This is a genomic window from Geodermatophilus sp. SYSU D00705 (genome assembly GCF_054050135.1).
The window spans coordinates 1-24,972 of sequence record NZ_JBJGYT010000023.1 but is presented as its reverse complement, the minus strand read 5'-3'; the positions used below and the strand labels follow the sequence as shown (position 1 = coordinate 24,972).

Sequence of the window (24,972 nt, the reverse complement as noted above, 5' to 3'; positions counted from 1 at the left end):
AGGCGTTCATGAGCGCGACACGGCACGCAGACTCGATGGTCCCCGCCGGCCCGGGGACGCCCGCGGTGGCCCCTGACGGATCGGTCGGCGACGACGGAGCGCTCCTGGTCGAGCTGGCGCAGGCGCTGGCCCAGGTGCGTCGTGGTCGCTTCGACGTCCGGCTCGCCCGCCGCGAGGGGCCGGCCAGCGAGGTGGTCGAGCAGTTCAACGAGCTGGTGGAGCTGCAGGAGCGGCAGAGCCGCGACCTGCTCCGGATCAGCCGCGTCGTCGGCCGCGACGGGCGCATGTCCGAGCGGCTGGACGAGGAGTCCTACGACGGCGCGTGGGCGGCGGGTGTGCAGGCCGTGAACGCGCTGATCGACGATCTCGCGGCGCCCACCGCCGAGATCGCCCGGGTGCTCGATGCGGTCGCGGAGGGCGACCTGTCTCAGCACATGGCCCTGGAGATCGAGGGCCGGAGGCTCCGCGGCGAGTTCCGTCGCATCGGCCGCACCGTGAACAGGATGGTCGACCAGCTGTCCTCGTTCGCCGACGAGGTGACCCGGGTGGCCCGTGAGGTCGGCACCGAGGGCAAGCTCGGCGGGCAGGCCGATGTGGCCGGTGTCGCGGGCACCTGGCGCGCGCTCACCGACTCGGTCAACACGATGGCGAGCAACCTCACCAACCAGGTGCGCTCGATCTCCTCGGCGGCCACGGCCATCGCGGAGGGCGACCTGTCCCGCAAGATCACCGTCTCGGCGCGAGGCGAGGTCGCCGAGCTGGCCGAGACGATCAACTCGCTCACCGACACACTGCGCTTGTTCGCCGACGAGGTGACCCGGGTGGCCCGCGAGGTGGGCACCGAGGGCCGGCTGGGCGGGCAGGCCGCGGTCCCCGACGTGGCCGGGACCTGGAAGAACCTCACCGACGCGGTGAACCTGATGGCGGCCAACCTGACCGGGCAGGTGCGCAACATCGCGCAGGTCGCCACCGCGGTGGCCCGCGGTGACCTGAGCCAGAAGATCACCGTGGATGCGCGCGGGGAGATCCTGGAGCTGAAGTCGACGGTCAACACGATGGTCGACCAGCTCTCCTCGTTCGCCGACGAGGTGACCCGGGTGGCCCGCGAGGTCGGCACCGACGGCAAGCTCGGCGGGCAGGCCCAGGTGCCCAACGTGTCGGGCACCTGGCGCAACCTGACCGACAACGTCAACCAGCTGGCCGACAACCTGACGGGGCAGGTGCGCAACATCGCCCAGGTGACCACCGCGGTGGCCCGCGGTGACCTGAGCCAGAAGATCACGGTCGACGCGCGCGGGGAGATCCTGGAGCTGAAGTCGACGGTCAACACGATGGTCGACCAGCTGTCCTCGTTCGCCGACGAGGTGACCCGGGTGGCCCGCGAGGTCGGCACCGAGGGCAAGCTCGGCGGGCAGGCCCAGGTGCCCAACGTCTCGGGCACCTGGCGCAACCTGACCGACAACGTGAACTACATGGCGTTCAACCTGACCGGGCAGGTGCGCAACATCGCCCAGGTGACCACCGCGGTGGCCCGCGGTGACCTGAGCCAGAAGATCACCGTGGACGCGCGCGGGGAGATCCTGGAGCTGAAGTCGACGGTCAACACGATGGTCGACCAGCTGTCCTCGTTCGCCGACGAGGTGACCCGGGTGGCCCGCGAGGTGGGCACCGACGGCAAGCTCGGCGGGCAGGCCCAGGTGCGCGGGGTGTCGGGCACCTGGCGGGATCTCACCGAGAGCGTCAACCAGCTCGCGTTCAACCTGACCGGGCAGGTGCGCAACATCGCCCAGGTGACCACCGCGGTGGCCCGCGGTGACCTGAGCCAGAAGATCACCGTGGACGCGCGCGGGGAGATCCTGGAGCTGAAGTCGACGGTCAACACGATGGTCGACCAGCTCTCCTCGTTCGCCGACGAGGTGACCCGGGTGGCCCGCGAGGTCGGCACCGACGGCAAGCTCGGCGGGCAGGCGGAGGTCAAGGGTGTCGCCGGCACCTGGCGGGATCTCACCGAGAGCGTCAACCAGCTCGCGTCGAACCTGACCGGGCAGGTGCGCAACATCGCCCAGGTGACCACCGCGGTGGCCCGCGGTGACCTGAGCCAGAAGATCACCGTGGACGCGCGCGGGGAGATCCTGGAGCTGAAGTCGACGGTCAACACGATGGTCGACCAGCTCTCCTCGTTCGCCGACGAGGTGACCCGGGTGGCCCGCGAGGTCGGCACCGAGGGCAAGCTCGGCGGGCAGGCCCAGGTGCGCGGGGTGTCGGGCACCTGGCGGGACCTGACCGAGAGCGTCAACCAGCTCGCCGGCACGCTCACGACGCAGCTGCGCGCGATCTCGGCCGTGTCGACCGCGGTGGCGCGCGGTGACCTCACCGAGCAGATCCAGGTGGCCGCGCTCGGCGAGGTCGCGCAGCTCAAGGACAACATCAACCAGATGATCGTGGCCCTGCGCGAGACCACTGCGGAGAACGCCGAGCAGGGCTGGCTGGACTCCAACCTCGCCCGCGTCGGCGGCCTGCTGCAGGGCCAGCGCGACCTCGGCGACGTCGGTCAGATGATCATGGGGGAGGTCGCCCCCCTGGTCGGGGCCCAGGTCGGCACGTTCTTCCTGGCGGCCGACCCCGGTGACCTGGTGGAGGCGAGCGCCCCCGCTCGCTGGGTCATGTGCGGGGGATACGGGGTCCCGATCGGGGACCCGCCACTCGAGTTCCGCTCCGGTGAGGGCCTGGTCGGCCAGGCTGCGATGAGCAAGCAGAGCATCGTCGTCACCGATCTGCCCCAGGGCTATCTGGACGTGCGCTCCGGGACCGGCACCGGCGCGCCCGGTGCGCTCGTCGTCCTCCCGATCCTGTTCGAAGGCGAGTCGCTGGGTGTGATCGAGCTCGGCGCGACCGCGCCGTTCTCGGCGCTGCACCTGACCTTCCTCGAGCGGCTGGTCACCACGATCGGCGTGACCCTCGCGACGATCCAGGCCGGCCGGCGCACGGAGCAGCTGCTCGCGCAGTCCCAGCGCCTGACCATGGAGCTGCAGGACCAGTCGGCCGAGCTGCAGCGCACCAATGCCGAGCTCGAGGAGAAGGCCCTGCAGCTGTCCGAGCAGAACCGCAACGTCGAGCTCAAGAACATGGAGATCGACGCGGCTCGGCGCGGCGTCGAGGAGAAGGCGCAGCAGCTCACGCTGGCCAACCAGTACAAGTCGGAGTTCCTGGCGAACATGAGCCACGAACTCCGGACGCCGCTCAACGCACTGCTGTTGCTCTCACGGCTGCTCGCCGACAACCAGGACGCGACCCTGACGCCCAAGCAGATCGAGTTCGCCAGCACCATCCACGCCTCCGCGTCGGATCTGCTGCACCTGATCGAGGACATCCTCGACCTGTCCAAGATCGAGGCAGGTCGGGTGGACATCGAGCCGGCCCCGGTGCTGCTCGCCGACGTGTGCGCTGACGTGGAGCAGGCCTTCGGCGTGCAGGCCGAGGACAAGGGCCTCCAGCTGCGCGTCGAGGCGGCGGCGGAGCTGCCCGCGGTCATCACCACCGATGCTCAGCGGCTGCAGCAGATCCTCCGCAACCTCCTGGCCAACGCCATCAAGTTCACCGCCGCCGGCAGCGTCACCCTGCAGGTCGGCCTGGCGCCACCCCGGACGCTCCACGGGGTGCCCTCGCTCGACGGCGCCGGTTCGGTCATCACCTTCGCCGTGCGCGACACCGGTATCGGGATCCCGGGCGACAAGTTGGCGATGATCTTCGAGGCGTTCCAGCAGGCTGACGGCACCACCAGCCGCAAGTACGGCGGAACCGGGCTGGGCCTGTCGATCTGCAAGGAGCTCGCCCGGCTGCTGGGCGGGAAGATCGAGGTGTCGTCCGAGCCGGGCGTCGGGTCGGTGTTCACCCTGCTGCTGCCCGTCGAGAGCCCGGCGATCACCCCGGCGATCACCGCGGCGGTGTCCGACGTCCCCGCCCCGCGCCCGGCCGAAGCGGCGCCCGAGGCCGCCGACCGGGGCTCGCCCATCCTGAGGGCAACGCCGCCGGCGACGGCGCGGACGGCGCCGGAGCTGTCCGGGGCCACGGTGCTCATCGTCGACGACGACGTGCGCAACGTCTTCGCCCTCACCAGCGCGCTGGAGCTGCACGGTCTCGAGGTCCTCTACGCCGACAACGGCCTCGACGGCATCGCCCTGCTCACCGAGCACCCGGAGGTCCGGATCGTGCTGATGGACGCGATGATGCCCGACCTCGACGGCAACGCGACCACTCGCCGGATCCGGGCGGTCCCGCAGTGGAAGGACCTGCCGATCGTGTTCCTGACGGCGAAGGCGATGCCGGGGGACAGGGAGTCCAGCCTGGCCGCGGGTGCCACCGACTACGTCACCAAGCCGGTCGACCTCGACGAGTTGCTCGCGATCATGGCCTCGTGGGTGACCGGCGACGGGCATGCAGCAGCCCACGACGACGGCCCTTCGGCATGACCGCGCCCGTCCGGGTCCTCGCCGTCGACGACCGGCGGGAGAACCTGCTCGCGCTGCAGGCGGTCCTGGAGGGGCTCCCCATCGAGGTCGTGCCGGTCACCAGCGGCGAGGAGGCGCTCAAGAAGCTGCTCGTCCAGGACTTCGCGCTGATCCTCCTCGACGCGCGCATGCCCGGGATGGACGGCTTCGAGACCGCCAAGCACGTCAAGCAGCGGGAACGGACCCGGCACATCCCGATCTTGTTCCTCACCGCAGCGGACTACGATCCCCATCTGGCCTTCCGCGGTTACCAGGCGGGCGCGGTGGACTACATCACCAAACCCTTCGATCCGTGGGTGCTCCGGTCGAAGGTGGCCGTGTTCGTCGACCTCCACCTGTTGCACACCGAGCTCGCTGAACGCGCCGCCGAGCGGGACGAGCTGCGCAAGGGTGTGGACCACGCGATGCAGCTGCTCGACGCCGCCGAGCCCGCCGACGCCGCCACCTCCGCGCTCGTCGAACGCCTGCGGGGTGTCTTCGGCGCGCTGCGCCACGGCCGGCCCTGGTAGTCCCGCGCCCAGGGAGAGCGGGACGCTCCGCGGTCGGCATCGACCCGGGACGGCGACCGGAGGAGTCCGCCGTCTCCGCTGCAGGACGTCGGTCGTCTGTCGTGTGAGCGCTGTGCTCCTCTGGCGTCGAGCGCCGGATCACTCGTCCGTGCCGGCCGGACGCCGCACGCCGGACGCCGGGCGCGGCTGGCTCCACGCGCATCGGCTCACCCGGCATCTCCGGGGAGCGAGACCCGACAGCGCTGTCCGGTCGCGGGTCCATGCGCGGTCGCCACACCCGCACGGCCGAAGGCCGTCGCCGTCGCGCAACGGCTGTGTCAGGAGGCCTGCCCCGGAGGCGCGGTGGACGCCCGTAGGACGAGGGAGGTGGCTTGGGTGCGGTGGAGGTCGGCGACCTCCTCGCCGGAGATGAGCGCCAGGAGCATGTCGGCGGCCTCCTTGCCCATCCGCCGGATCGGTTGCTGCACCGTGGTCAGCGGGGGATTGGCGAGAGCGGACTCCGGGATGTTGTCGAAGCCGACCACCGAGAGCTGACGGGGGACGTCGAGCCCGAGCTCCGCCGCGAGCTCCAGCGTCACCAGCGCCGAGAGGTCGTTCGCCGCGAAGACCGCGGTCGGCGGGGATGGGCGCGAGAGCAGTTCGCGAGCCGCCTCGCGCGCGATCTCCGGTTCGAAGCCGCCGGACCGCACCAGTGCCTCGTCCACGGGCAGCCCCGCGGCGACGAGCGCCTCGCGGTAGCCCTGTTCCCGCTGCTGCGCGGACAGCAGGTCCGAGCGACCCGTGATCATGCCGATGCGGGTGTGCCCCAGCCCGAGCAGGTGCTCGACGCCGAGCCGGGCGCCCTGCAGGTTGTCGGCGGTGACCGAGGGCAGCCCCGCCGGACCGGTGTGCGGATCGACCGCCACCACCGGTCCGTCGGCCTGCACGTCGGTCACGGTGGGCGTGACCAGGACGGCGCCGTCGACGAGGCTCCCCATCAACCGGGTCAGCGACCGACGCTCCCAGCCCACCTGCGCCTCGACGTGTCCGCCGGCGGAGTAGGCGATGAGCTCGTAGCCGGAGCCGTGGACGGCGTCTGCGACCCCCTTGAGGACCTCGGTGCTGAAGGGCTCGAAGTCCATGACCAGCACGCCGACGACGTGGGTCCGACGGTTGCGCAGGCTCCGCGCGACGAGGCTCGCCTCGTAGCCGAGCCGATCGATGACCCGGGTCACGTGGTCGACGGTCTCGGCGGATACGCCGTACCGCCCGTTGATGACCTTCGACACGGTGGAGACCGAGACGCCGGCCTCTGCGGCCACCTGCTGCATGGTCACGCGGCCGCGGAGGGACGACGCGGAAGGGTTCCCGTCGGGGCTTCCGTCGCTGGGAGCCACGAGGAGGTCCGAGCCACCGACGTCGTCGTTCGGGGCGTTGAGTTCCATGGGTCAACCTCTTCTCGGTCGGGCCCTCGGTGGTCAGATTGCCAGGGGAGGGGGCTGCGCTGTCCAGGACATCGACGACAAGGGGTCCGGGCTGAAGCCGGTCCGCTCGGCTCCGGGCGCGGGAGTCCGGCTCAGCCCTTGACCGCCCCCTGGAGCCCGCTGACTATGCGCCGCTGCATGGCGAGGAACAGCATGAGCGCGGGGATCATCGCGATGGTCGTGAACGCCAGCACTCCCGCGGTGTCGGCCGAGTGCTCGGTCGAGTAGTCCGCCACGCCCAGCGGGAGCGTGCGCATCTCACCCTGGAGGAGGAGCAGCGGGAGGAGGTAGGCGTTCCAGGAGGCGACGAAGGCGAGGACGCCGACCGTGACCAGCCCGGGCATCGACAGGGGCAGCGCGATCCGCCAGAAGATGCCGATCCTGGAGGCGCCGTCGATCATGGCTGCCTCCTCGACCTCCTTCGGCAGCGCCATCAGGAAGGGCCGCAGGATCACGACCGTCGTCGGCAGCGCGAACGCCGCCTGCGGCAGCGCGACCCCCCACCAGGTGTCGCCGAGCTGCAGGTCGCGCGTCACGAGGATGAACAGCGGGACGATGGCCACGGCGGCCGGGAAGAGCAGTCCCAGGACGAACACCAGGAACAGCGGTTCCCGGAACCTGAACTGGTAGCGCGCCAACGGGTACGCGGCCATCACGCCCGCGAGCACGGCCACCGCCGTGGTGATGAGGGCGATCACCGTCGAGTTCAACGCGTAGCGCCAGAAGTCCGGGTTGCTGAGGACGCCCCCGTAGTTCCGCAGCAGCCACGGGTCGGGGAGCGCGGCGGGGTCACGCGCCAGTTGCTCGTTGCTGCGGAAGCCGCCGAGCGCGCCGTAGAGCACCGGCCCGAGCGTGAGCGCCACGACCGCCAGCGCCACCAGGTAGACGAGCGGGCCACCCCGCCCGTACGTCGTTGCCCGTCGCGCCATCACCAGGATCTCCTCTCGGGTGCCCGGTCCACCGGGTTCACGTGTCGGCCTTGGTGTCGCGACGCAGCACCAGGAACTGGTACGCGACGGCCAGCGCGAAGCCGATCAGGAACAGCACGACCGACGCCGCACCGGCGATGCCGAAGTTGCTGCGCTGGGTGCCCTGGCTGATCAGGTAGGTCGCCATCGTGGTCGTCGCGTTCGCCGGCCCGCCGCCGGTCAGGATCCAGACCATGTCGAACAGCTGCAGCGAACCGATCATGGACAGGAAGCACCACGTCCGGATCGTGGGCGCCAGCAGCGGGATCGCGATGCGGCGCTGGACCTGCCACCACGAGGCGCCGTCGAGCTGCGCCGCCTCGTGCAGCTCGTCGGGGACGCCCTGCAGCCCGGCGAGGAAGAGCAGCACCGCCAGGCCCAGGTACTTCCAGGTGAGGACGACGAAGACCGTGGCGAGGGCGACGTCGGGGGTGCCGAGGAAGCCCTGCTCGGGGACCGGGATCCCGACCGACGTCAGCATGGTCTCGAGGAGTCCGGTCCGTGGCTGCAGCAGCTGGAACCACACGACGCCGGCGATCACCTCGGCGAGGACGTACGGGACGAAGATGATCGTCCGCAGCAGCCCCCGTCCCCGGATGCGGCGGTTGAGCAGCAGTGCCAGCGCCAGTCCCAGCGGCAGCTGCACGAGGATCGAGGCGAAGACGATGACGAAGTTGTGCACCACGGCGTCGGTGAAGACGTCGTCGGTCAGCACACGGACGTAGTTCTGCAACCCGACGAAGTCCACCATCGGGCCGAAGCCCTTCCAGCGGAAGAACGACATCCGGGCGGCGGAGAAGACCGGGTAGACGACGAAGACCGCCATCAGCGTCAGGGCCGGCGCCACGAAGAAGAGGATCTCCAGGCGCTTCCGGCCCCTGTCACGACCGGGGCTCCCGGTCGCACGAACCGAACGGCCGGTCGCCCGGCGCGCCTCCGCGCGCCGGGCGACCGCTGCCTCCGGGTCCGCCGCCGTCACGGCGCCCTGGGAGGTCATCCTCGGATCACCCCTCCTGCTCGGCGGCCTGCTGGGTCTGGTCCACGATCTCCTGCGGCGTCGCCTGACCGGCGAAGAGCAGCGCGATGGCGTCGTTCATCGCACCACCGACGGACGCCCCGAACGCGGTGTCGAAGTACAGCTGGACGTACGGCGCCGCGTCGCGGACCTCGAGCAGCTGGGCGAGCGCCGGGTCGGAGACGGAGCCCGAAGCGGCGGGGTTCGTCGGGAGACCCATGTCGTTCTCGGCGAAGCCCTGCTGCACCTCGTCGGAGAGCAGGTGCTTCACGAGGTCGACCGCCTCATCCGGAGCCTCCTGCGCGACGGCCCACGCGTCGCCACCACCGAGCTGGGCCTCGGGGTCACCCTCGCCGCCCTCGATCGCCGGGAACGGGAACCAGCCGGTCTTGGCGCCGAGGCCCTGGCCGTCCTCGGTGAGGCCCTGCATGACGCCGGGCTCCCAGTGGCCCGTCAGCTCCATCGCGACCTGTCCGGTCGCGAGCAGGCCGGAGGCCGACGTGGCACCCTCCTGCGCCGGCGTCGTCAGGAAGCCGGGGTTGAAGGGTTCGGTGTCGATCAGCGACTGGACCTCCTCGCCCGCCTGGACGAAGCACGGGTCGGAGAAGTCGAGGCTGGTGACCGCGTCGGTCAGCACGTCCTCGGAGCACGAGCGCACCGCCGCGTAGTACCAGTAGTGGGCGGCGGGCCACTTGTCGCCCGCGCCGAGCGAGATCGGCGTGATGCCGGCGCCCTTCAGTGTGTCGATGGCGGAGGCCAGCTCCGCCATCGTGGTCGGGGGCGCCGTGATGCCCGCCTGCTGGAAGAGCTCGGTGTTGTACCAGAAGCCCACGACGCCGACGGAGAACGGCAGCGCGTAGGTCTGGTCCTCGACCTGCCAGCCGGCCACGGAGCCGCCGATCTTGTCGATCTCCTCCGCCGCGTCCTCGGACAGGTCGCGAACCAGGCCGGCCTCCACGCGGTCGGCGAGCTCACCGCCGCCGCGCTCCATGTAGACGTCCGGCACGTCACCGCTCTGGAAGGCGGCCTCGAGCTTGTCGACCATGTCCTCGTGCGCCATGGCGACGACCTCGACCTCCACGCCCGGGTTGGCGGCCTCGAAGTCCGCGGCCACCTGCTCGTAGTAGCCCTTGCCCGGTTCGTTGTTCGAGTTGTGCCACCAGGTGATCGTGTTGTCGTCGCCCCCCGAGGCGCTGCTGTCGCCACCGCCGCAGGCAGTGGCCGTCAGCAGCACCGCGCTGCTGCACAGCACCGAGAGAGCTGCTCGCCCCGAACGCCGCATGTCTGACCCCTTCGTCCTTCCGCACGCCGTGGTGGCGTGGAACACATTTCACGAAGGTGGCAGCAAGGGCTTGCGCTGTCAATCGTTGTCGATAACGATTTCGGAGTGACCTGCTCCACAGCTGTCGACGCCGTCCGGTGCACCGGAGCCACGTTGGTCGTACGTTCCGCCGACGGCTCGCCCTGCGCCGACAGGGACGTGGTGGTCCAGCAGGTCCGGCACGACTTCGCCTTCGGCAACATCGGCTTCGACTTCGTGGGACTGGCCAACGACGAGCGGGGCGGGTCCCGCGAGAACGTCTTCGGCGGAGCCGACCCGGAGGCGGCCGAGCGGCTCGAGGACCTGTGGCTCGACCTGTTCAACACCGCGACCCTCCCGTTCTACTGGGCCGGGTTCGAGCCGCTGGAGGGGCAACCCGACACCCGCCGCCTGCAGGCCGCCGCCGCGTGGTTCCGCGAGCGGGGCGTGTCCGTCAAGGGTCACCCGCTGGTCTGGCACACGCTCGCCCCGGACTGGTTGCGGGAGTACCCCGACCAGGAGGTCGAGGAGATCGTGCGGGCCCGGGTCCGGCGGGAGGTCACGTCCTTCGCGGGGCTCGTCGACACCTGGGACGCGATCAACGAGGTCGTCATCATGCCGGTCTTCGCCAACGAGGACCGGCAGAACGCCGTCACCCGGCTGTGCCGTCGCATCGGTCGCATCCCGACGATCCGCCTGGCCTTCGAGGAGGCACGCCGGGCGGACCCCGCGACGACCCTGGTGCTCAACGACTTCAACCTGTCGACGGCGTACGAGTGCCTGATCGAGGGAGTGCTCGAGGCCGGCGTGCAGGTCGACGCGATCGGCCTGCAGAGCCACATGCACCAGGGCTACTGGGGCGAGGAGCGGACCCAGGAGGTCCTGGAGCGGTTCGCCCGTTACGGCCTCCCGCTGCACTGGACCGAGACGACTCTGGTGTCCGGGGACCTGATGCCACCGGAGATCGTGGACCTGAACGACCACCAGGTCGACGAGTGGCCTTCCACGCCGGAGGGCGAGGAGCGGCAGGCCGACGACATCGTCCGCCACTACCGGACGCTGCTCTCGCACCCCTCGGTCCAGGCCGTGACGTACTGGGGGATCACCGACCGGGGGTCGTGGCTCGGCGCCCCCGCGGGGCTGGTGCGCGCCGACGGCAGCCCCAAGCCGGCCTACGACGCGCTCCGGGGCCTCGTCAAGGGCGAGTGGTGGCAGGCGCCGACCCGGCTGCGGACCGACGGCGAGGGCCGGGTCGCCGTGCGCGGCTGGCCCGGGGACTACACGGTGTCGGTCGGGGACCGCTCCGTGTCCTGGGAGTTGCGGCCGGACGTGCCGCTGTCGGAGGTCACCCTGGTCTGACCGCCGCACCCGCCCAGGCCGCAACCGACAACGAACGACACAGGACGGACTTCCGAACAGCATGGGCACCAACGACGACCTCGGCTCCGCGCCCTGGCGGGACACGACCATCCCCGCCCAGGACAGGGTGGCGGACCTCATCCGGCGCATGACACTCGAGGAGAAGGTCGCCCAGCTGTACGGCGTCTGGGTGGGCATCGATGCGACTGCGGGCGAGGTCGCCCCGCACCAGCACGAGATGGCCGCGGCGCCGGTGGACTGGGACGAGCTGATCCGCAGCGGGCTCGGACAGCTGACCCGCCCGTTCGGGACGGCTCCCGTCGATCCGCTGCTGGGCGCGAAGGGTCTGGCGGAGAGCCAGCGGGCCATCGTGGCGGCCGGCCGCTTCGGGATCCCGGCGCTGGTGCACGAGGAGTGCCTGACCGGCCTCGCGGCGTGGACGGCGACCGCCTTCCCCTCGCCGCTGTGCTGGGCGGCCGGCTTCGACCCGGACCTCGTCGAGCGGATGGGCGCGGTCATCGGGCAGGGCATGCGCCGGCTCGGCGTCCACCAGGGGCTCGCCCCGGTCCTGGACGTCGCCCGGGACCTGCGCTGGGGACGGGTCGAGGAGACCATGGGCGAGGACCCGTACCTGGTGGGCACCATCGGCAGCGCCTACGTCCGCGGTCTGCAGTCGAGCGGCATCGTGGCGACCCTGAAGCACTTCGTCGGCTACTCCGCCTCCCGGGCGGGGCGGAACCTCGCCCCGGTCTCCGCCGGCCCCCGGGAGATCGCCGACGTGCTCCTCCCGCCGTTCGAGATGGCGCTGCGGGCGGGTGCCCGGTCGGTGATGAACTCCTACACCGACATCGACGGCGTGCCCGCGGCCGCGGATCCGGCGCTCCTCACGACGCTGCTGCGGGAGACCTACGGGTTCACCGGCACCGTGGTCGCCGACTACTTCTCGATCGCCTTCCTGCAGACCCTGCACGGCGTCGCCGCGTCCCCGGGGGAGGCGGCCGGGCGTGCCCTGGAGGCGGGCATCGACGTGGAGCTGCCGACCGTGGCCTGCTACGGCGAGCCGCTGGTCGAGGCGGTGCGCAGTGGGGCGGTGGACGAGGGCCTGGTGGACCGGGCGCTGCGCCGGGTGCTGCTGCAGAAGTGCGAGCTCGGTCTGCTCGACGCCGACTGGTCGCCGGACTCGCCGGCCGTCCTCGACGGCGAGGTCGACCTCGACTCGGCGGAGTCCCGTGCCGTCGCGGCGGAGCTCGCCCGCCGCTCCGTCGTGCTGCTCGCCAACGACGGCACGCTGCCCCTGCGGCCCGGGCTGCGGCTGGCGGTGGTGGGTCCCCGCGCCGACACCGCCCAGGCCATGCTCGGCTGCTACTCGTTCCCGATGCACGTCGGCGTGCACCACCCGGACGTGCCTGTGGGCGTCGACATCCCGACGCTCGCCGACGCGCTGCGGGCGGATCCGGCCGCCTACGAGGTCCAGGTCGCCGAGGGCTGCCCGGTGCTGGGTGGCGACGACGAGGGCATCCAGGCCGCCGTGCGCGCCGCGGCCGACGCCGACGTGTGCGTCGCCGTCCTCGGTGACCAGGCCGGCCTGTTCGGCAACGGCACCTCCGGGGAGGGCTGCGACGCCGTCGACCTCCGCCTCCCCGGCCGCCAGGAGGAGCTGCTGGAGGCCCTGCTGGCGACCGGGAGACCTGTCGTGCTCGTCCTGCTCGCCGGCCGCCCCTACGAGCTGTCCCGCCAGGTCGACCGGCTCGCCGCGGTGGTGTGCGGGTTCTTCCCGGGTGAGGAGGGCGGTCCGGCGATGGCGGACGTCCTCAGCGGGCGGGTGGCCCCGTCGGGCCGGCTGCCGGTGAGCTTCCCGCGCGCGGAGAGCAGCCAGCCGGCGACCTACCTCGCGGCGCCCCTGGGCCGGCGCACCGACGTGAGCACGGTGGACCCGACCCCGCTCTTCTCCTTCGGGCACGGGCTGGGATACGGCTCGGCGACCTGGGCAGGGGTCCGAGCGGTCACCGGATCGGAGTGGGACACCGACGGGACCAGCGAGCTGGAGGTCGAGCTCCGCAACGACACCGACCGCGAGGTGACCGAGGTCGTGCAGGTCTACCTGCACGATCCCGTCGCCGAGGTGGTCCGGCCCGTGCAGGCCCTCCTGGCCGCCCGGCGGGTCGATCTCGCGCCGCGGTCGGCGGCGACCGTCCGGTTCAGCCTGCACGCCGACCTCACCTCCTTCACCGGGCGGGACGGCAGGCGGATCGTCGAGCCGGGTGCGGTGGAACTGCGGGTGGGTGCCTCCAGCGCCGACGTGCGGGAGACCCTGCGGTTCACGCTCACGGGCAGCCGCCGCACGGTCGGGTTCGAGCGCCGGCTGCACGCCGAGAGCGTCGTCGAGGACGGGGTTCGCGGCGGCGGGGGCGACGGCTGATGCCGCAGACCGACCTCCCGCTGGAGGAGCTCCGGCGCTACCGCCCGGAGCTCCCCGCACCGGACGACCTCTGGCAGTTCTGGGAGGCGACCCTGGACGAGGCGGCCGAGCGGCCGCTCGACGTGTCGTGCACTCCGGTCGACAGCGGGCTCGTGACGGTCGAGACCCACGACGTGTCCTTCGCCGGCTCCGCCGGGTCCGAGGTCCGCGCCTGGCTGCACCTGCCCGCGCGCGCACTGCGCGGGAACGGAGCGCTGCCCGGGGTCGTCCAGTTCCAGGGCTACAACGGCGGGCGCGGGCTGCCCCACGAGCACGTGTTCTGGGCGTCGGCGGGCTTCGCCCACCTCGTGGTGGACACGCGCGGGCAGGGGAGCGGCTGGTCCGTGGGGGACACCGGCGACCCGGTGGGCTCCGCGGCCGCCCAGCCGGGATTCATGACTCGGGGCGTGCTGTCGCCGGACGACTACTACTACCGCCGCGTCTACACCGACGCCGCGAGGGCCGTCGAGATGTTGCGCGGCCACGCCGAGGTCGACGGCGACCGCGTCGCGGTGACCGGCATCAGCCAGGGCGGCGGCATCGCGCTGGCCGTCTCGGCCCTCGTCCCCGGAGTGCGGGCGGTCATGCCCGACGTGCCGTTCCTCTGCGACTTCCCGAGGGCCGCGCGCATCGCTCCCGGAGACCCGTACGGCGAGATCGTGCGGTACCTCAAGGCCCACCGCGACCGCGTGGACCGCGTCTTCCGGACGCTCGCCTACTTCGACGGCGCGGTGCTGGGCCGCCGGTCGTCCGCGCCGGCACTGTTCTCCGTCGCCCTCATGGACGAGACCTGCCCGCCGTCGACGGTCTTCGCGGCGTACCACTCCTACGGCGGGCCCAAGCAGATCGAGGTCTACCCGTTCAACGACCACGAGGGCGGTCAGGGCTTCCAGCAGCGTGCGCAGCTGGCCTGGCTCCGCAGCCGGCTCGAGGTGCCCACTGCCCGGCAGCCCGCGTTCGGCGAGCGGTCCGCACCGCGGGGGCGGGGCGTCTGATGCTGCGCGCACGCCTCACCGTCGACCCGGCCCGACCGGTGGGCCCGGTGTCCCGTCGGCTCTTCGGCGCCTTCGTCGAGCACATGGGACGCGGCGTCTACGGCGGCATCCACGAGCCGGGGCACCCGGAGGCGGACGAGGAGGGCTTCCGCCGGGACGTGATCGACCTCGTCAAGGAGATGGGGGTGACGACGGTCCGGTATCCCGGCGGGAACTTCGTCTCCGGGTTCCGGTGGGAGGACGGCGTCGGGCCCCGTGAGAACCGCCCCGTCCGGCTCAACCTCGCGTGGCACAGCACGGAGACCAACGAGGTCGGTCTGCACGAGTTCGCCTCGTGGCTGGAGAAGGTCGGCGCCGAGCTCATGCTCGCTCTGAACCTCGGCACCCGCGGCACGCTCGAGGCGCTGGACCTGCTCGAGTACGCGAACGTGCCTGCCGGCACCACGCTCGCCGAACAGCGGATCCGCAACGGGCGTCCGCAGCCGTTCGACGTCCGGATGTGGTGCCTCGGGAACGAGATGGACGGTCCGTGGCAGCTCGGCCAGCGGTCCGCGGACGACTACGGCAAGCTGGCCGCCCGCACCGCGAAGGCCATGCGTCAGGTCGATCCCGGCCTCGAGCTCGTCGCCTGCGGCTCGTCGGGCGCGACCATGCCGACCTTCGGCGAGTGGGAGCGCGCCGTCCTCACCCACGCCTACGACGACGTGGACTTCATCTCCTGCCACGCGTACTACGAGGAGAAGGACGGCGACCTCGGTTCCTTCCTCGCCTCCGCGACGGACATGGACCGCTTCATCGAGACGGTCGTCGCCACCGCCGACCACGTGAAGGCCGTGCGGAGGAGCCCGAAGACGATCAACGTCTCCTTCGACGAGTGGAACGTCTGGTACCTGTCCCGGGTGCCGGCCGACCTGGCGAAGGACATCGGCGACTGGCCCATCGCGCCACCCATCAGCGAGGAGGCCTACACCGTGGCGGACGGCGTCGTCGTGGGCAGTCTCCTGATGTCGCTGCTCCGCCACGCGGACCGGGTGACCAGCGCCTCGATCGCCCAGCTGGTCAACGTCATCGCCCCGATCGCGGCGGAGCCGCAGGGGCCGGCGTGGCGCAAGTCGACGTTCTTCCCGTTCGCGACCACCGCCCGGCTGGCGCGCGGCGTCGCCCTCCGGGTGGGCGTCGACGGCCCTGACTACGACACCGCCGAGTACGGCCGGGTCCCCGTCGTCGACGCTGCCGCCACCACCGATGCCGGCGTGGCCGCGCTGTTCCTCGTGAACCGCTCGCAGACGGAGGAGGCGGAGGTCTCCGTCGACCTCACGGCGCTGGGCGTGAGCACCATCGAGGAGACGCTGATGCTCTGCGACCCGGACCCACACGCGGCCAACACGACCGACCGGCAGGACCGGGTCCGCTTGCAGCCCAACACCCGGGCAGCGGTGGTCGGCAGCACGCTCGGGGTGACCCTGCCGCCCGTCTCCTGGACGGCCGTCTCCCTCCGCTGACCGCCAGATCGACCACCGACCCCGGCCACCAGCCGTACCGCTCGCGAGAGGAACCCACATGTCGTCCGGGACGCCGGCAGCGGCGCGCTGGTCCGCGAGGGCCGGGCGCCGCACCCCGAGGGCACCGAGGTCGACCCCGCCTCCTGGAGGCGGCGCGGCGCCGCTGCCGTGGCGCGCCGCCGGGACCGAGGTCCACGAGGCCGATCCGCCCGTGCACGTGCGGCGGCGCTACGCCGAGGTGCGCGACCCCACCGCCGAACGCACCTGATCCACCCGCCGCAGCGCGCGGCTGCACCACCACCGGACAACACCAGACCCCGGCGACGCCGCCGGGGGAGCAGATGAGGAGCAGGACATGGCATCGGTCACCTACGACCAGGCGACACGGGTCTACCCCGGCGCGCAGCGGCCAGCAGTCGACGCGCTCGACCTCACCGTGGAGGACGGCGAGTTCCTGGTCCTCGTGGGCCCGTCGGGCTGCGGCAAGTCCACGTCCCTCCGCATGCTCGCCGGCCTGGAGGACGTCGACGGCGGGCGCATCCTGATCGGTGACCGGGACGTGAGCACCGTGCCGGCCAAGGACCGCGACATCGCCATGGTCTTCCAGAACTACGCCCTGTACCCGCACATGACCGTCGCGGACAACATGGCTTTCGCGCTGAAGATGGCCAAGGTCGGCAAGCAGGAGATCGCCGAGCGGGTCCGGCAGGCGGCCCGCCTGCTCGACCTGGAGGAGTACCTGAACCGGCGGCCGCGGGCGCTCTCCGGTGGTCAGCGGCAGCGGGTGGCGATGGGCCGGGCGATCGTCCGCAAGCCGCAGGTGTTCCTCATGGACGAGCCGCTGTCCAACCTCGACGCCAAGCTCCGCGTGCAGACGCGCACCCAGATCGCCCAGCTGCAGCGCCGGCTGGGGATCACCACGGTGTACGTCACGCACGACCAGGTCGAGGCCATGACGATGGGCGACCGGGTCTGCGTCCTCAAGGACGGCAACCTCATGCAGGTGGGCAAGCCCCGGGAGCTCTACGACCGGCCGCGCAACGTCTTCGTGGCCGGCTTCATCGGCTCCCCGGCGATGAACCTGTTCACCCTGCCGCAGGTGGAGGGCGGCGTCCGCTTCGGCGACGACCTCTACCCGGTGGCCCGCGACGTCCTCCAGGAGGCCTCCGCGTCCTCCGTCGTCCTCGGCGTGCGCCCGGAGGACCTGGAGGTCGCCGACCACGGCCTGCCGGTCGAGGTCGACGTCGTGGAGGAGCTCGGCGCCGACGCGTACGTCTACGGCCGGACTCGGCTCGGGGACGGGGAGCACCAGATCACCGCCCGCGTCGACGGACGCCGGCCTCCGCAGAAGGGGGAGGTCCTGCACGTGACCCCCCGGCGCGGCCACGTCCACCTCTTCGACGTCGGCGACGGGAGCCGGCTGGGCGACTGACCGGGGCGATGAGCGGCGCGGCGGGGCGCCCCTGGACCCGTCCGAGGTGCCCGGCCCCCGGCGGCGCCGGCCCTGACCGCTCGGGGAGGCGACCGCCAGCGGAGACGGGCGGCGCCGCTACCGATGACGAGGGACGGGCCCGCCCCCGTGACGGGTGCCGGACGAGCTGCTGGAGCCGACCGTGGCTGCGCGAGTCAGCAGGTCATCGCCACGCAGCTCCGGCAGGGTGGCCACTCCTCGGTGCCGTCGTCGGGCCACGCCCAGTCAGCGGGATCGAGGAGTGTCACCGGGGCAAGGCAGAGGGCTCGGCCGGTGATGAGCCCGTTCCCGCCGACGGCGTGCAACCGGCCGGTGGGCATGTCCACCCACTCGTCCTCCCACCGTCGGGGCACGACCGCGTCGGCGCCGACAGTCCACTGCGCCTGCCCGTGCTCGGCGCCGCCGGTGCCGGCTCTCATGGCCCGCCGCCAGGATCGGCGGTGCGGCGCCGGCTCCGGCTCGGCGGCACCCGGGTGGCCGAGGCTGATCCCACCTCGTGCGGCCCGGTCACCGCATCCCCAGCTGCACGCCCTCGGCGGACACCTCCGCTCGCGGCTCACGGTCGCTCGAGGGGCCGGGCTCGCTCGGCGGCGGTGGGTGCCGCATCGGCGGTGGCCACGCCTGCAGCAGTGACCACGCCCGGGACGTCAGGAACCGGACCGTGGTGCAGTTGGAGCCGGGCCAGCTCCCGCTGCAGCCACAACGGCGTTCCGACCAGCATCATGCGGCGGTTCTGCCGCTGGGCCCACCGGCGGGCGCCGGTGATCACATGCGCCCCCGTGCGCCCGCACGCGGTCAGCTCGCTGAGGTCGACCGTCCACCGGGGGCGGTCGCAGACGAGCAGGGTCACGACCGCGTCGTGGAAGAGGTGGGTGGTGTCCCGCTCCAGCGGTCCGGTCAACTTCAGGCGTCCGCCGATGAGGTCGAGATCGACGGTGAACGACGGGTCCCGCCCATCGGCGGCTCCCGCGGCGCAGGCAGATTCGGCGGTCACGCATCACCTCGGTGGTGAGCGCGTGGCGTCGGCGGCCGAGCGTCGACCGCCGAAGGTCCTGCTGCTGCAGGCGGCTCCGTTGTTGGACCGGTCACCCACGCTAACCCCGGTCCGGGCGACCGGCGACTGGATCAGCCTGCTCTGAGGATGTCGGCCACCGCCAGACGGTGCTCACCGACTGTGGGTGCCTGCCCGAGACGGGACGCACGGCTGCTGCGACACCACCTGCAGGCGCTCGACTCCCGTCAGCGACCAGGAGACGACGTACCGCACGCCGGCGCAGCTTCCACGGGTGCCTGCGGCCATCTCGTCGCGCGCACGTTGCTGGGACGCACGCCGGCCGGCCCGCGGCCCACCCCGGCGGGGCTCACGCCAGGACGGCGATGCTGCCGACCCCGGCTGCAGACAGCGCCAGCAGGGCGGCCTGAGTGGTGTTGCGGCCCTCGGGCCTGCTACGGCCCAGGTGCTCCTGCACGGCACGCAGACGCGTCCGGACCCTCTCGCCGCAGGCCACTCCGACCGTGAGCAGGACCAGGCACGGCAGGCAGTAGATGAACGCGTAAGCGGCGAGGGTGGTCAGCGCCGGGGTGGTGGCGACGTCGGCTGCCAGCAGTCGCTCGATCGCGATCAGGTACGGGAAGGCGTTGGGCAGGTCCGCGGCGGTGACCATCACGCCGACGGGCGCGGCCGTCCACGGGCCGAACCAGGACGGCAGCCGCACCTCCCGGCCGCGTCCCGTGCCCAGCCGGCGAACCGCGGCGACGAACAGCAGGAGCGCGGCCAGGCCCAGCGCCGCCCGGCGGACCCAGACCACCCCGTCGGTGACCAGCCCGGCCACCGCGCCGGCACCGAGGAGGACGCCGGCGCCGGCGGCGAGGACCGTGAGGTAGGCGCCGGCGACGTACGCCAGCGCGACGACGGCGGGCCGGGGCAGCGGGGTGATCAGGATCAGCGCAACCCCGACGATGGTCGCCGGGTTGAGCGAGTCGAGGAGCGCGAGGCCGGCGATCCCGGCGACGAGAGTTGCTGACACGAGGAATCCCCATCCCTGAGACGAATGCGTCTCAGATGAGACGATATCGTGTCAACGAGAGGATCGACAGGTGAGCGAAGAGGGGATCGCCGAGGCGGCCGCGGCCGTGTTGGCCCGCCGTCCTGCAGCGACGATGGATGAGCTGGCGCGCGCCGCCGGCGTCAGCCGGGCGACCCTGTTCCGCCGGTATCCCTCGCGGGCCGAACTGGTGGCCGACCTCTCCCGGCGGGCCCTGGACGCCTACGTCCGGGACGTGGACCGGGCCGAGCCCGAGCGGGGGCCGGCGCCCGAGGCCCTTCGCCGGGTGCTCGCACACCTCGTCGCCCTGGCTCCCCGGTACGGCCTGCTGGCGCTGCAGCCGCTCGAGGAGGTCGTGGAGGACCGGCTGCTGGAGCAGGCTCGCAGCGCCGAAGACCGGCTGCGCGCGCTGGTGCGCCGCGGCCAGGAGGCCGGCGAGTTCCGCGTGGACCTCCCCGCGGACTGGGCCGTCGTCGCGGTCACCTGGCTCATCGTCGGAGCCGCGGACGGCCTGCGCACCGGCCGCGTGGCGCCGGCCGACGCCCAGCGGCTGGTGACCGAGACCGTGCTCGGCGCCCTGCGGCGGCGCTGAGTCACACCGACCGGGGCCCGGTGCTGTCGGCTCTCGCATCCCCGCCCCAGGGCACCACGTGCATCTGCGCACCCACTCCGACGTGAAGGATGAGGGGAGCGGGTTCCCGGACCGGCGGGGTGAGGGAGGGGCTGTGGACGCGTCCGTGCGGGCCGGTCGCGGTCGTCGGGCACGCTGGCTGCTGCTGGGCACGGCAGCAGCGCAGGCAGTGAGCCCGCTGGTCGCCGGGTTCGACCAGGGGAGCGGGGCGGATCCGGTCGTCGTGCCGCCCGGCCCGTTCTTCGCCGTCTGGGGCGTGGTCGTCCTCGGCTCGGTCGCCGCGGCGCTGTGGGGGCTGCCGTTGCTGCGGGCCACCCGGGCGCCGTGGACGGCGGTGCAGGTACCGGTGTCGGTGGCCCAGGTCGGCTTCGTCGTCTGGCTGCTCGCCGCCGCCACGGTGCCGGCCCTGACGCTCCCGGTGTTCCTGGTGATGCTCGGCGCGCTGGCGTGGAGCTTGTGGACGGTGCTGCGCACACCTGCCGACCGCCTGACACGGGTGCTGCTCGGCGGGACCCTGGGCGTCTACACCGGCTGGAGCGCGGCGGCGGTGTGGCTGAACGCGGCCACGCTGCTGCCGGGCGATGCCACCGTGGCCTGGGCGTTGCTGGTGGCCGGTGCCGCGCTGACCGCCTGCGCGGGGGCGCGCCTGTTCGGCGGCCAGTTGGGGTTCACCCTGGCGGCCGGCTGGGCGTTGCTTGGCGTCGCCGTGTCGACGTCGGGTGCCGGCGAGCGTGGGCTCGCAGCGCTCGCGGCGGCGGGCCTGGCGGCTGTGGCGGTCACCGCCCTGGCGTCACGGAAGGCGGCTGCGCGGGCCTGAGCTGCTCCGGACGATCGCGCCGGTACAGCCGTGGAACGGTGCTCTCGTGCGACCGGCGACGGCGATGTCGAGGGATGTTCACGGTGTGCTCTCCCGAGCGACAGCGGCCGTGCTGTCCAGCGACGTCGGCGGAGATGGACGGGGAGTCCTCACCCGCCGTCCGGGGCGAAGATGGCGAGCAGTTCGTCCACCTCGTGCGCGGCCGTGCTGGGGTGCCGGAAGTGCTGGTGCGGACGTAGCTCGTAGTGCGTGCGCCGGCCGCGGCGGCTGCGCGTCAGGTACCCGCCGTCCTCCAAGTCGCGCAGGATCGACAGCGCCGCTCGCTGCGTGACACCCACGCGGTCGGCGATGTCCTTGACGCGGGCGTCCGGATCCGCCGCGACTGTCAGCAGCACGTGACCGTGGTTGGTCAGGAACGTCCAGGGCGGGCGGCGCGGCGCCTCGACTCCCTCGGCCACGGCACTTCCTCACGGGTTCTGGTGGCAGGCGACAGGTGAAGTGTGGTTCACTCTATCTCACGGAGGGGAGTACCCCCCAACGCTCCGTCGTCAGTACGGCGCCGAACGGCGCTCGGCGGGGCGGGCGTCCCGGTGGGGCGCCGGGAGAGACCTCCGGTCGGTGCACATCGACCGGAGGGATGGCTCGTGGACGTCTCGTTGTGGCTCTGGCTGGCCGTGCTCGCCCTGATCGTCGGCATGCTGGCCGTGGACCTGTTCGCCCACCGCCGCGCGCACGTCATCGCCGTGCGCGAGGCCGCGGTGTGGTCGGCCGTGTGGGTGGCGCTCGGGGTGGCCTTCGGCGGCTGGGTGTGGTGGGCGCACGGCGCGGAGTTCGGCCAGCAGTACTTCGCCGGCTACCTGATCGAGAAGTCGCTGGCCGTGGACAACGTCTTCGTCTGGGCGATCATCTTCACCTACTTCGCGGTGCCTCGGGAGTACCAGCACCGCGTGCTGTTCTTCGGCGTCCTGGGCGCCCTGGTCTTCCGCGGGCTGTTCATCGCCGGCGGGTCGGTGCTGATCGCCGGCTTCGGCTGGGTGCTGTACCTGTTCGCGGCGTTCCTGCTGTGGACCGGCTACCGGATGATCCGTCAGCGCGACGAGCACCTGGACCCGGAGAAGTCGCGAGCGCTTCGGCTGTTCCGCCGGTACGTGCCGATGACCGACGCATACCACGGGCAACGGTTCGTCATCCGGCGCGACGGTGCCCTGCTCGCGACCCCGCTGCTGGCGGTGCTGGTCCTCGTGGAGGTCACCGACGTGGTCTTCGCCGTCGACTCGATCCCGGCGATCTTCGCCGTCACCGACGAGCCGTTCCTCGTCTTCACCGCCAACGCCTTCGCCATCCTGGGCCTGCGGGCGATGTACTTCCTGCTCGCCGACCTGATCCACCGCTTCGTCTACCTGAAGACCGGGCTGGCCCTCGTCCTCATCTGGGTGGGCGTCAAGATGATGCTGAAGGTGGACCTCTTCTACGTGCCCACCGCGGTCAGCCTCGCGGTCATCAGCCTCATCATCGGCGTCTCCGTCGCGGCGAGCCTCCGGGCCACGCGCGGCCAGGGCCGACGCGCCGTCGAGGCGCCGTCCACCTCGCCCTTCCGGACCGCCACCGAGGACGAACTCGCTGCCCTGCAGCCGCTGCGGTTCCGCGGCGCCCGGGGGGACTTGCGAGTCGACACGCCGGCCGAGCAGCAGGCCGGGAAGCAGTCGTGACCCGGGCGGCGCTGCGCCCGGTCGCCGGGGTCACGGACGACCGCCGGGCACGTGTGTCATCGATCCGCACCGGGGCAGGGACGACGGCCCCCTCTCCATCCCGTCGGTCAGGGGCTGATCACCACCGCACGCCTGGGAAGCGCAACCTCGGCGGTCCGACGACGGTCGGGACGTCCACGGGTGGTGCCGCCGGGCGGTCGTCCCCCAGCACCCGCTGCGGTCGGTGCGGCACGAGCTCGCGCAGGCGCCTGGCGCGCTCGGCCGTCGGCGGATGGGTCCGGAGCAGCAGGGGATCGGGCACCCGGCCGCGCCGCACCATCAGCCGCTCCCAGATCCGGCCGGCGCTGCGCTCGAGGGCCTCCAGGGCGGAGGCGAGGGCCTCCGGATCCCCGATCAGCGTCGACGCCTCGAGGTCGGCGTCGTGCTCCCGGGTCCGGGAGAGTGCCAGCTGCAGCAGGGTCACGACGGTCGGCAGGGCGATCAGGCTCAGGGAGAGCAGGAGCAGTTCCGGGTCGCCACCGAGCGTCATCGGCAGCGTGATGAAGATCGACAGGACGCCGACGTAGGAGAGGCCCTGGACGAAACGGCCCACCGTGTCCGACAGACTCATGATCGTGGTGTCGCCGGACCGCACGTGGCTCACCTCGTGTGCCAGGACGGCGGCCACCTCGCGGGTGGTGAGGATGCGCAGCAGCCCGTCGCTGACCGCGATCGCCGCGTCGTCTCCGCGCCCGACCGCGAAGGCGTTGGGGATCCTGCTCGGCACGTAGTAGAGGGCCGGCGTGCTCGCGAGCCCGGCCCGCTCCGAGAGTTCCTGCACGATCCGGAGCAGTCTCGGAGCCGTGCCGGGGCCCACCGGTAGCGCGCCGTACATCGACAGCAGGGTCCGCGTCGGCACCCGGGGCCGCAGTGCACCGACGAGCACGCCGATGACGAGCGCCCACAGCAGGCCTGTCGGGCCGAGCAGCACCCAGGCCAGCACACCGGCCGTGCCGATCAAGCCGACGAGCAGGAGGACGGCCTGGGTGACGTTGCGCAGTCTCTGCCGGCGGAGCGTCCCGGGATCGAGCACTGACCGACGCTATGCCCGGCACGGGCCGCAGCGGCAGGTCCGGCGGCAGGGCGCGTCCACGACCGCTGCGCGGCCGTGTCGGCCACCACCCACCGGATTCAGCCGCTGGAGACCGGCCCGGTCGACTCAGCGGCGGGCGAGAGCAGCTGACGGGCCGCGGCTTCGTCCGAGGCGGCAACCAGCACGTGAACGCCCTCCAGTTGCAGCTGTGGGTACTGTCCTCCGGCATCGTCGGTTGCGATGTCGGCTCTCAGACCGTGACTGCGCAGCAAGCCGACGATCAGTTCCCCCTCCGTGCGGCTGCCCACGATCGCCACGGACACGGGCGCGCCCTCCACGCGCTCACCTCCTCGAAGCTCCCCCTGGCGGTGTCGGCACCACCGTCGCACCGTTGGCGGCCCCTCGGGCCAGTCGGAAGTCCCTGAGCCATCCCGTGCTGGGCCCGCGGCGGGCTCCCATCGATCTCCTGCCCTCCTGCGGAAGGGGGACGCCTCCGGACACCGACGGGGAGCTGATCGAGGTGGGCCATCGGCGGGCCGGTCGGCTGGTCGAGGTCGGGGCGCGGATCGGCTCGTCGAGGCAGAGTTGCACGCTTCCGACGTCGGCATCGACGGCGCCGCCGCGGGGCCTGCGGTCCACGTCGTGGCGAACGCCGAGGACGCGTCGGTCGTGAACCGATAGCGGGTCTCCTGCCAGGCTGAGCCGGCGTGGCGACGTTCGCGACGCCATCGGCGCGTCCTCTCGACGGTCGGCGCGCTGGATCAACGGCGCGGTTCCGGGACCGGGGGTCTGCGCAGCGACCGGAAGCCCGCGCGGAGCTCCTCGGTGAACAGTCGTGGCTGCTCCCAGGCGGCGAAGTGCCCGCCGCGGTCGAGCCGGTTGTAGTGGACCAGGCCGGGATAGGCGCGCTCGGTCCAGCTGCGCGGGGCCTGGTACTGCTCGCCGGGGAAGACGCTGACGGCGACCGGGATGGTGACGCCCTTGGCGTCGAAGAAGCCGCCGCGGTACTCCCAGTACAGCCGCGACGCGGAGACCCCGGTGCGCGTCAGCCAGTACAGCGTGATGTTGTCGAGGACCTCGTCGCGGGTCAGCTCGCCCGTGGCACTCGAGGTCCGGTCCAGGGCCGCGGCGACGGCGGCGGCGGGCTGGC

Annotated in this window: 20 protein-coding genes and 1 pseudogene; 10 read left to right on the top strand and 11 right to left on the bottom strand. The window is 72.3% G+C overall.

Features of this window, described 5'->3' with window-relative positions:
• The first annotated feature begins 8 nt into the window (after positions 1-8).
• Both ACI78Q_RS16885 and ACI78Q_RS16880 read left to right on the top strand, forming a co-directional pair.
• Positions 9-4,469 carry a HAMP domain-containing protein gene (locus tag ACI78Q_RS16885; RefSeq protein WP_456924571.1) on the top strand — a complete coding sequence of 1,487 codons (4,461 nt, stop codon included), beginning with the start codon at positions 9-11 and terminating at the stop codon, positions 4,467-4,469.
• The gene (locus ACI78Q_RS16880; RefSeq protein WP_456924570.1) at positions 4,466-5,017 is read left to right on the top strand and encodes a response regulator; all 552 of its coding nucleotides are present in this window, start codon (positions 4,466-4,468) and stop codon (positions 5,015-5,017) included. Before ACI78Q_RS16885 ends, ACI78Q_RS16880 begins: the two co-directional genes overlap by 4 nt.
• Before the next feature lie 317 nt (positions 5,018-5,334).
• Here ACI78Q_RS16880 and ACI78Q_RS16875 read toward each other — a convergent pair whose 3' ends face one another.
• From ACI78Q_RS16875 to ACI78Q_RS16860, 4 genes are all read right to left on the bottom strand, one after another.
• The gene (locus ACI78Q_RS16875) at positions 5,335-6,441 is read right to left on the bottom strand and encodes a LacI family DNA-binding transcriptional regulator (RefSeq protein WP_456924569.1); all 1,107 of its coding nucleotides are present in this window, start codon (positions 6,439-6,441) and stop codon (positions 5,335-5,337) included.
• Between the two features lie 131 nt (positions 6,442-6,572).
• Entirely contained in the window at positions 6,573-7,409 is an 837-nt protein-coding gene (locus tag ACI78Q_RS16870; RefSeq protein WP_456924568.1) for a carbohydrate ABC transporter permease, read from the bottom strand.
• Between the two features lie 37 nt (positions 7,410-7,446).
• Positions 7,447-8,295 carry a carbohydrate ABC transporter permease gene (locus tag ACI78Q_RS16865; RefSeq protein ID WP_456924567.1) on the bottom strand — a complete coding sequence of 283 codons (849 nt, stop codon included), beginning with the start codon at positions 8,293-8,295 and terminating at the stop codon, positions 7,447-7,449.
• A 157-nt stretch (positions 8,296-8,452) separates the two neighbouring features.
• Positions 8,453-9,715 carry an extracellular solute-binding protein gene (locus tag ACI78Q_RS16860; RefSeq protein ID WP_456924566.1) on the bottom strand — a complete coding sequence of 421 codons (1,263 nt, stop codon included), beginning with the start codon at positions 9,713-9,715 and terminating at the stop codon, positions 8,453-8,455.
• A gap of 231 nt (positions 9,716-9,946) precedes the next feature.
• Here ACI78Q_RS16860 and ACI78Q_RS16855 point away from each other — a divergent pair, with 231 nt between their 5' ends.
• From ACI78Q_RS16855 to ACI78Q_RS16835, 5 genes are all read left to right on the top strand, one after another.
• The gene (locus tag ACI78Q_RS16855; RefSeq protein ID WP_456924565.1) at positions 9,947-11,122 is read left to right on the top strand and encodes an endo-1,4-beta-xylanase; all 1,176 of its coding nucleotides are present in this window, start codon (positions 9,947-9,949) and stop codon (positions 11,120-11,122) included.
• A 61-nt stretch (positions 11,123-11,183) separates the two neighbouring features.
• Positions 11,184-13,541, top strand: coding sequence for a beta-xylosidase/alpha-l-arabinosidase (locus ACI78Q_RS16850; protein ID WP_456924564.1), 2,358 nt, complete (start codon positions 11,184-11,186; stop codon positions 13,539-13,541).
• Complete coding sequence (locus ACI78Q_RS16845) at positions 13,541-14,575, top strand: acetylxylan esterase (protein ID WP_456924563.1); 1,035 nt, start codon at positions 13,541-13,543, stop codon at positions 14,573-14,575. Before ACI78Q_RS16850 ends, ACI78Q_RS16845 begins: the two co-directional genes overlap by 1 nt.
• Positions 14,575-16,077, top strand: coding sequence for an arabinosylfuranosidase ArfA (arfA, locus tag ACI78Q_RS16840; RefSeq protein ID WP_456924562.1), 1,503 nt, complete (start codon positions 14,575-14,577; stop codon positions 16,075-16,077). The genes ACI78Q_RS16845 and arfA overlap by 1 nt, the downstream gene beginning before the upstream one ends.
• A 355-nt stretch (positions 16,078-16,432) precedes the next feature.
• The gene (locus tag ACI78Q_RS16835; protein WP_456924561.1) at positions 16,433-17,509 is read left to right on the top strand and encodes an ABC transporter ATP-binding protein; all 1,077 of its coding nucleotides are present in this window, start codon (positions 16,433-16,435) and stop codon (positions 17,507-17,509) included.
• Positions 17,510-17,703: 194 nt separating this feature from the next.
• On the opposite strand, the gene ACI78Q_RS16830 is transcribed toward ACI78Q_RS16835, so the two are convergent.
• The 3 genes from ACI78Q_RS16830 to ACI78Q_RS16820 form a co-directional block, all read right to left on the bottom strand.
• Entirely contained in the window at positions 17,704-17,967 is a 264-nt protein-coding gene (locus ACI78Q_RS16830) for a hypothetical protein (protein ID WP_456919132.1), read from the bottom strand.
• Between the two features lie 137 nt (positions 17,968-18,104).
• Positions 18,105-18,542, bottom strand: a complete 438-nt coding sequence (locus ACI78Q_RS16825; RefSeq protein ID WP_456924560.1) for an STAS domain-containing protein — start codon at positions 18,540-18,542, stop codon at positions 18,105-18,107.
• 367 nt (positions 18,543-18,909) lie between these two features.
• Positions 18,910-19,575, bottom strand: coding sequence for a GAP family protein (locus ACI78Q_RS16820; RefSeq protein WP_456924559.1), 666 nt, complete (start codon positions 19,573-19,575; stop codon positions 18,910-18,912).
• 70 nt (positions 19,576-19,645) lie between these two features.
• Here ACI78Q_RS16820 and ACI78Q_RS16815 point away from each other — a divergent pair, with 70 nt between their 5' ends.
• Both ACI78Q_RS16815 and ACI78Q_RS16810 read left to right on the top strand, forming a co-directional pair.
• Positions 19,646-20,185: a TetR/AcrR family transcriptional regulator gene (locus ACI78Q_RS16815; protein ID WP_456924558.1), complete on the top strand. Its 540-nt coding sequence runs from the start codon at positions 19,646-19,648 to the stop codon at positions 20,183-20,185.
• A 208-nt stretch (positions 20,186-20,393) separates the two neighbouring features.
• Positions 20,394-21,041 (top strand): hypothetical protein, encoded by a 648-nt coding sequence (locus ACI78Q_RS16810; RefSeq protein ID WP_456924557.1) that lies wholly within the window; start codon positions 20,394-20,396, stop codon positions 21,039-21,041.
• Positions 21,042-21,190: 149 nt separating this feature from the next.
• Here the strand turns inward: ACI78Q_RS16810 and ACI78Q_RS16805 are convergent, their stop codons facing one another.
• A complete protein-coding gene (locus ACI78Q_RS16805) occupies positions 21,191-21,499 on the bottom strand; it encodes a helix-turn-helix transcriptional regulator (protein WP_456919127.1) in 309 nt (102 codons plus the stop codon).
• A gap of 186 nt (positions 21,500-21,685) precedes the next feature.
• Here ACI78Q_RS16805 and ACI78Q_RS16800 point away from each other — a divergent pair, with 186 nt between their 5' ends.
• The gene (locus ACI78Q_RS16800; RefSeq protein WP_456924556.1) at positions 21,686-22,750 is read left to right on the top strand and encodes a TerC family protein; all 1,065 of its coding nucleotides are present in this window, start codon (positions 21,686-21,688) and stop codon (positions 22,748-22,750) included.
• A 118-nt stretch (positions 22,751-22,868) separates the two neighbouring features.
• On the opposite strand, the gene ACI78Q_RS16795 is transcribed toward ACI78Q_RS16800, so the two are convergent.
• The 3 genes and pseudogenes from ACI78Q_RS16795 to ACI78Q_RS16785 form a co-directional block, all read right to left on the bottom strand.
• Positions 22,869-23,822 carry a zinc metalloprotease HtpX gene (locus ACI78Q_RS16795; protein ID WP_456924555.1) on the bottom strand — a complete coding sequence of 318 codons (954 nt, stop codon included), beginning with the start codon at positions 23,820-23,822 and terminating at the stop codon, positions 22,869-22,871.
• 98 nt (positions 23,823-23,920) lie between these two features.
• Positions 23,921-24,160 carry a hypothetical protein gene (locus tag ACI78Q_RS16790; protein WP_456924554.1) on the bottom strand — a complete coding sequence of 80 codons (240 nt, stop codon included), beginning with the start codon at positions 24,158-24,160 and terminating at the stop codon, positions 23,921-23,923.
• Between the two features lie 423 nt (positions 24,161-24,583).
• A pseudogene (locus tag ACI78Q_RS16785) lies at positions 24,584-24,972 on the bottom strand (hypothetical protein); the annotation flags it as partial.

Bases quoted from the DNA above. Each gene is read 5' to 3' on its own strand.
- ACI78Q_RS16885 (WP_456924571.1), top strand. From the start codon at position 9: ATGAGCGCGACACGGCACGCAGACTCGATGGTCCCCGCCGGCCCGGGG.
- ACI78Q_RS16880 (WP_456924570.1), top strand. From the start codon at position 4,466: ATGACCGCGCCCGTCCGGGTCCTCGCCGTCGACGACCGGCGGGAGAAC.
- ACI78Q_RS16875 (WP_456924569.1), bottom strand. From the start codon at position 6,441: ATGGAACTCAACGCCCCGAACGACGACGTCGGTGGCTCGGACCTCCTC.
- ACI78Q_RS16870 (WP_456924568.1), bottom strand. From the start codon at position 7,409: ATGGCGCGACGGGCAACGACGTACGGGCGGGGTGGCCCGCTCGTCTAC.
- ACI78Q_RS16850 (WP_456924564.1), top strand. From the start codon at position 11,184: ATGGGCACCAACGACGACCTCGGCTCCGCGCCCTGGCGGGACACGACC.
- ACI78Q_RS16845 (WP_456924563.1), top strand. From the start codon at position 13,541: ATGCCGCAGACCGACCTCCCGCTGGAGGAGCTCCGGCGCTACCGCCCG.
- arfA (WP_456924562.1), top strand. From the start codon at position 14,575: ATGCTGCGCGCACGCCTCACCGTCGACCCGGCCCGACCGGTGGGCCCG.
- ACI78Q_RS16835 (WP_456924561.1), top strand. From the start codon at position 16,433: ATGGCATCGGTCACCTACGACCAGGCGACACGGGTCTACCCCGGCGCG.
- ACI78Q_RS16830 (WP_456919132.1), bottom strand. From the start codon at position 17,967: ATGAGAGCCGGCACCGGCGGCGCCGAGCACGGGCAGGCGCAGTGGACT.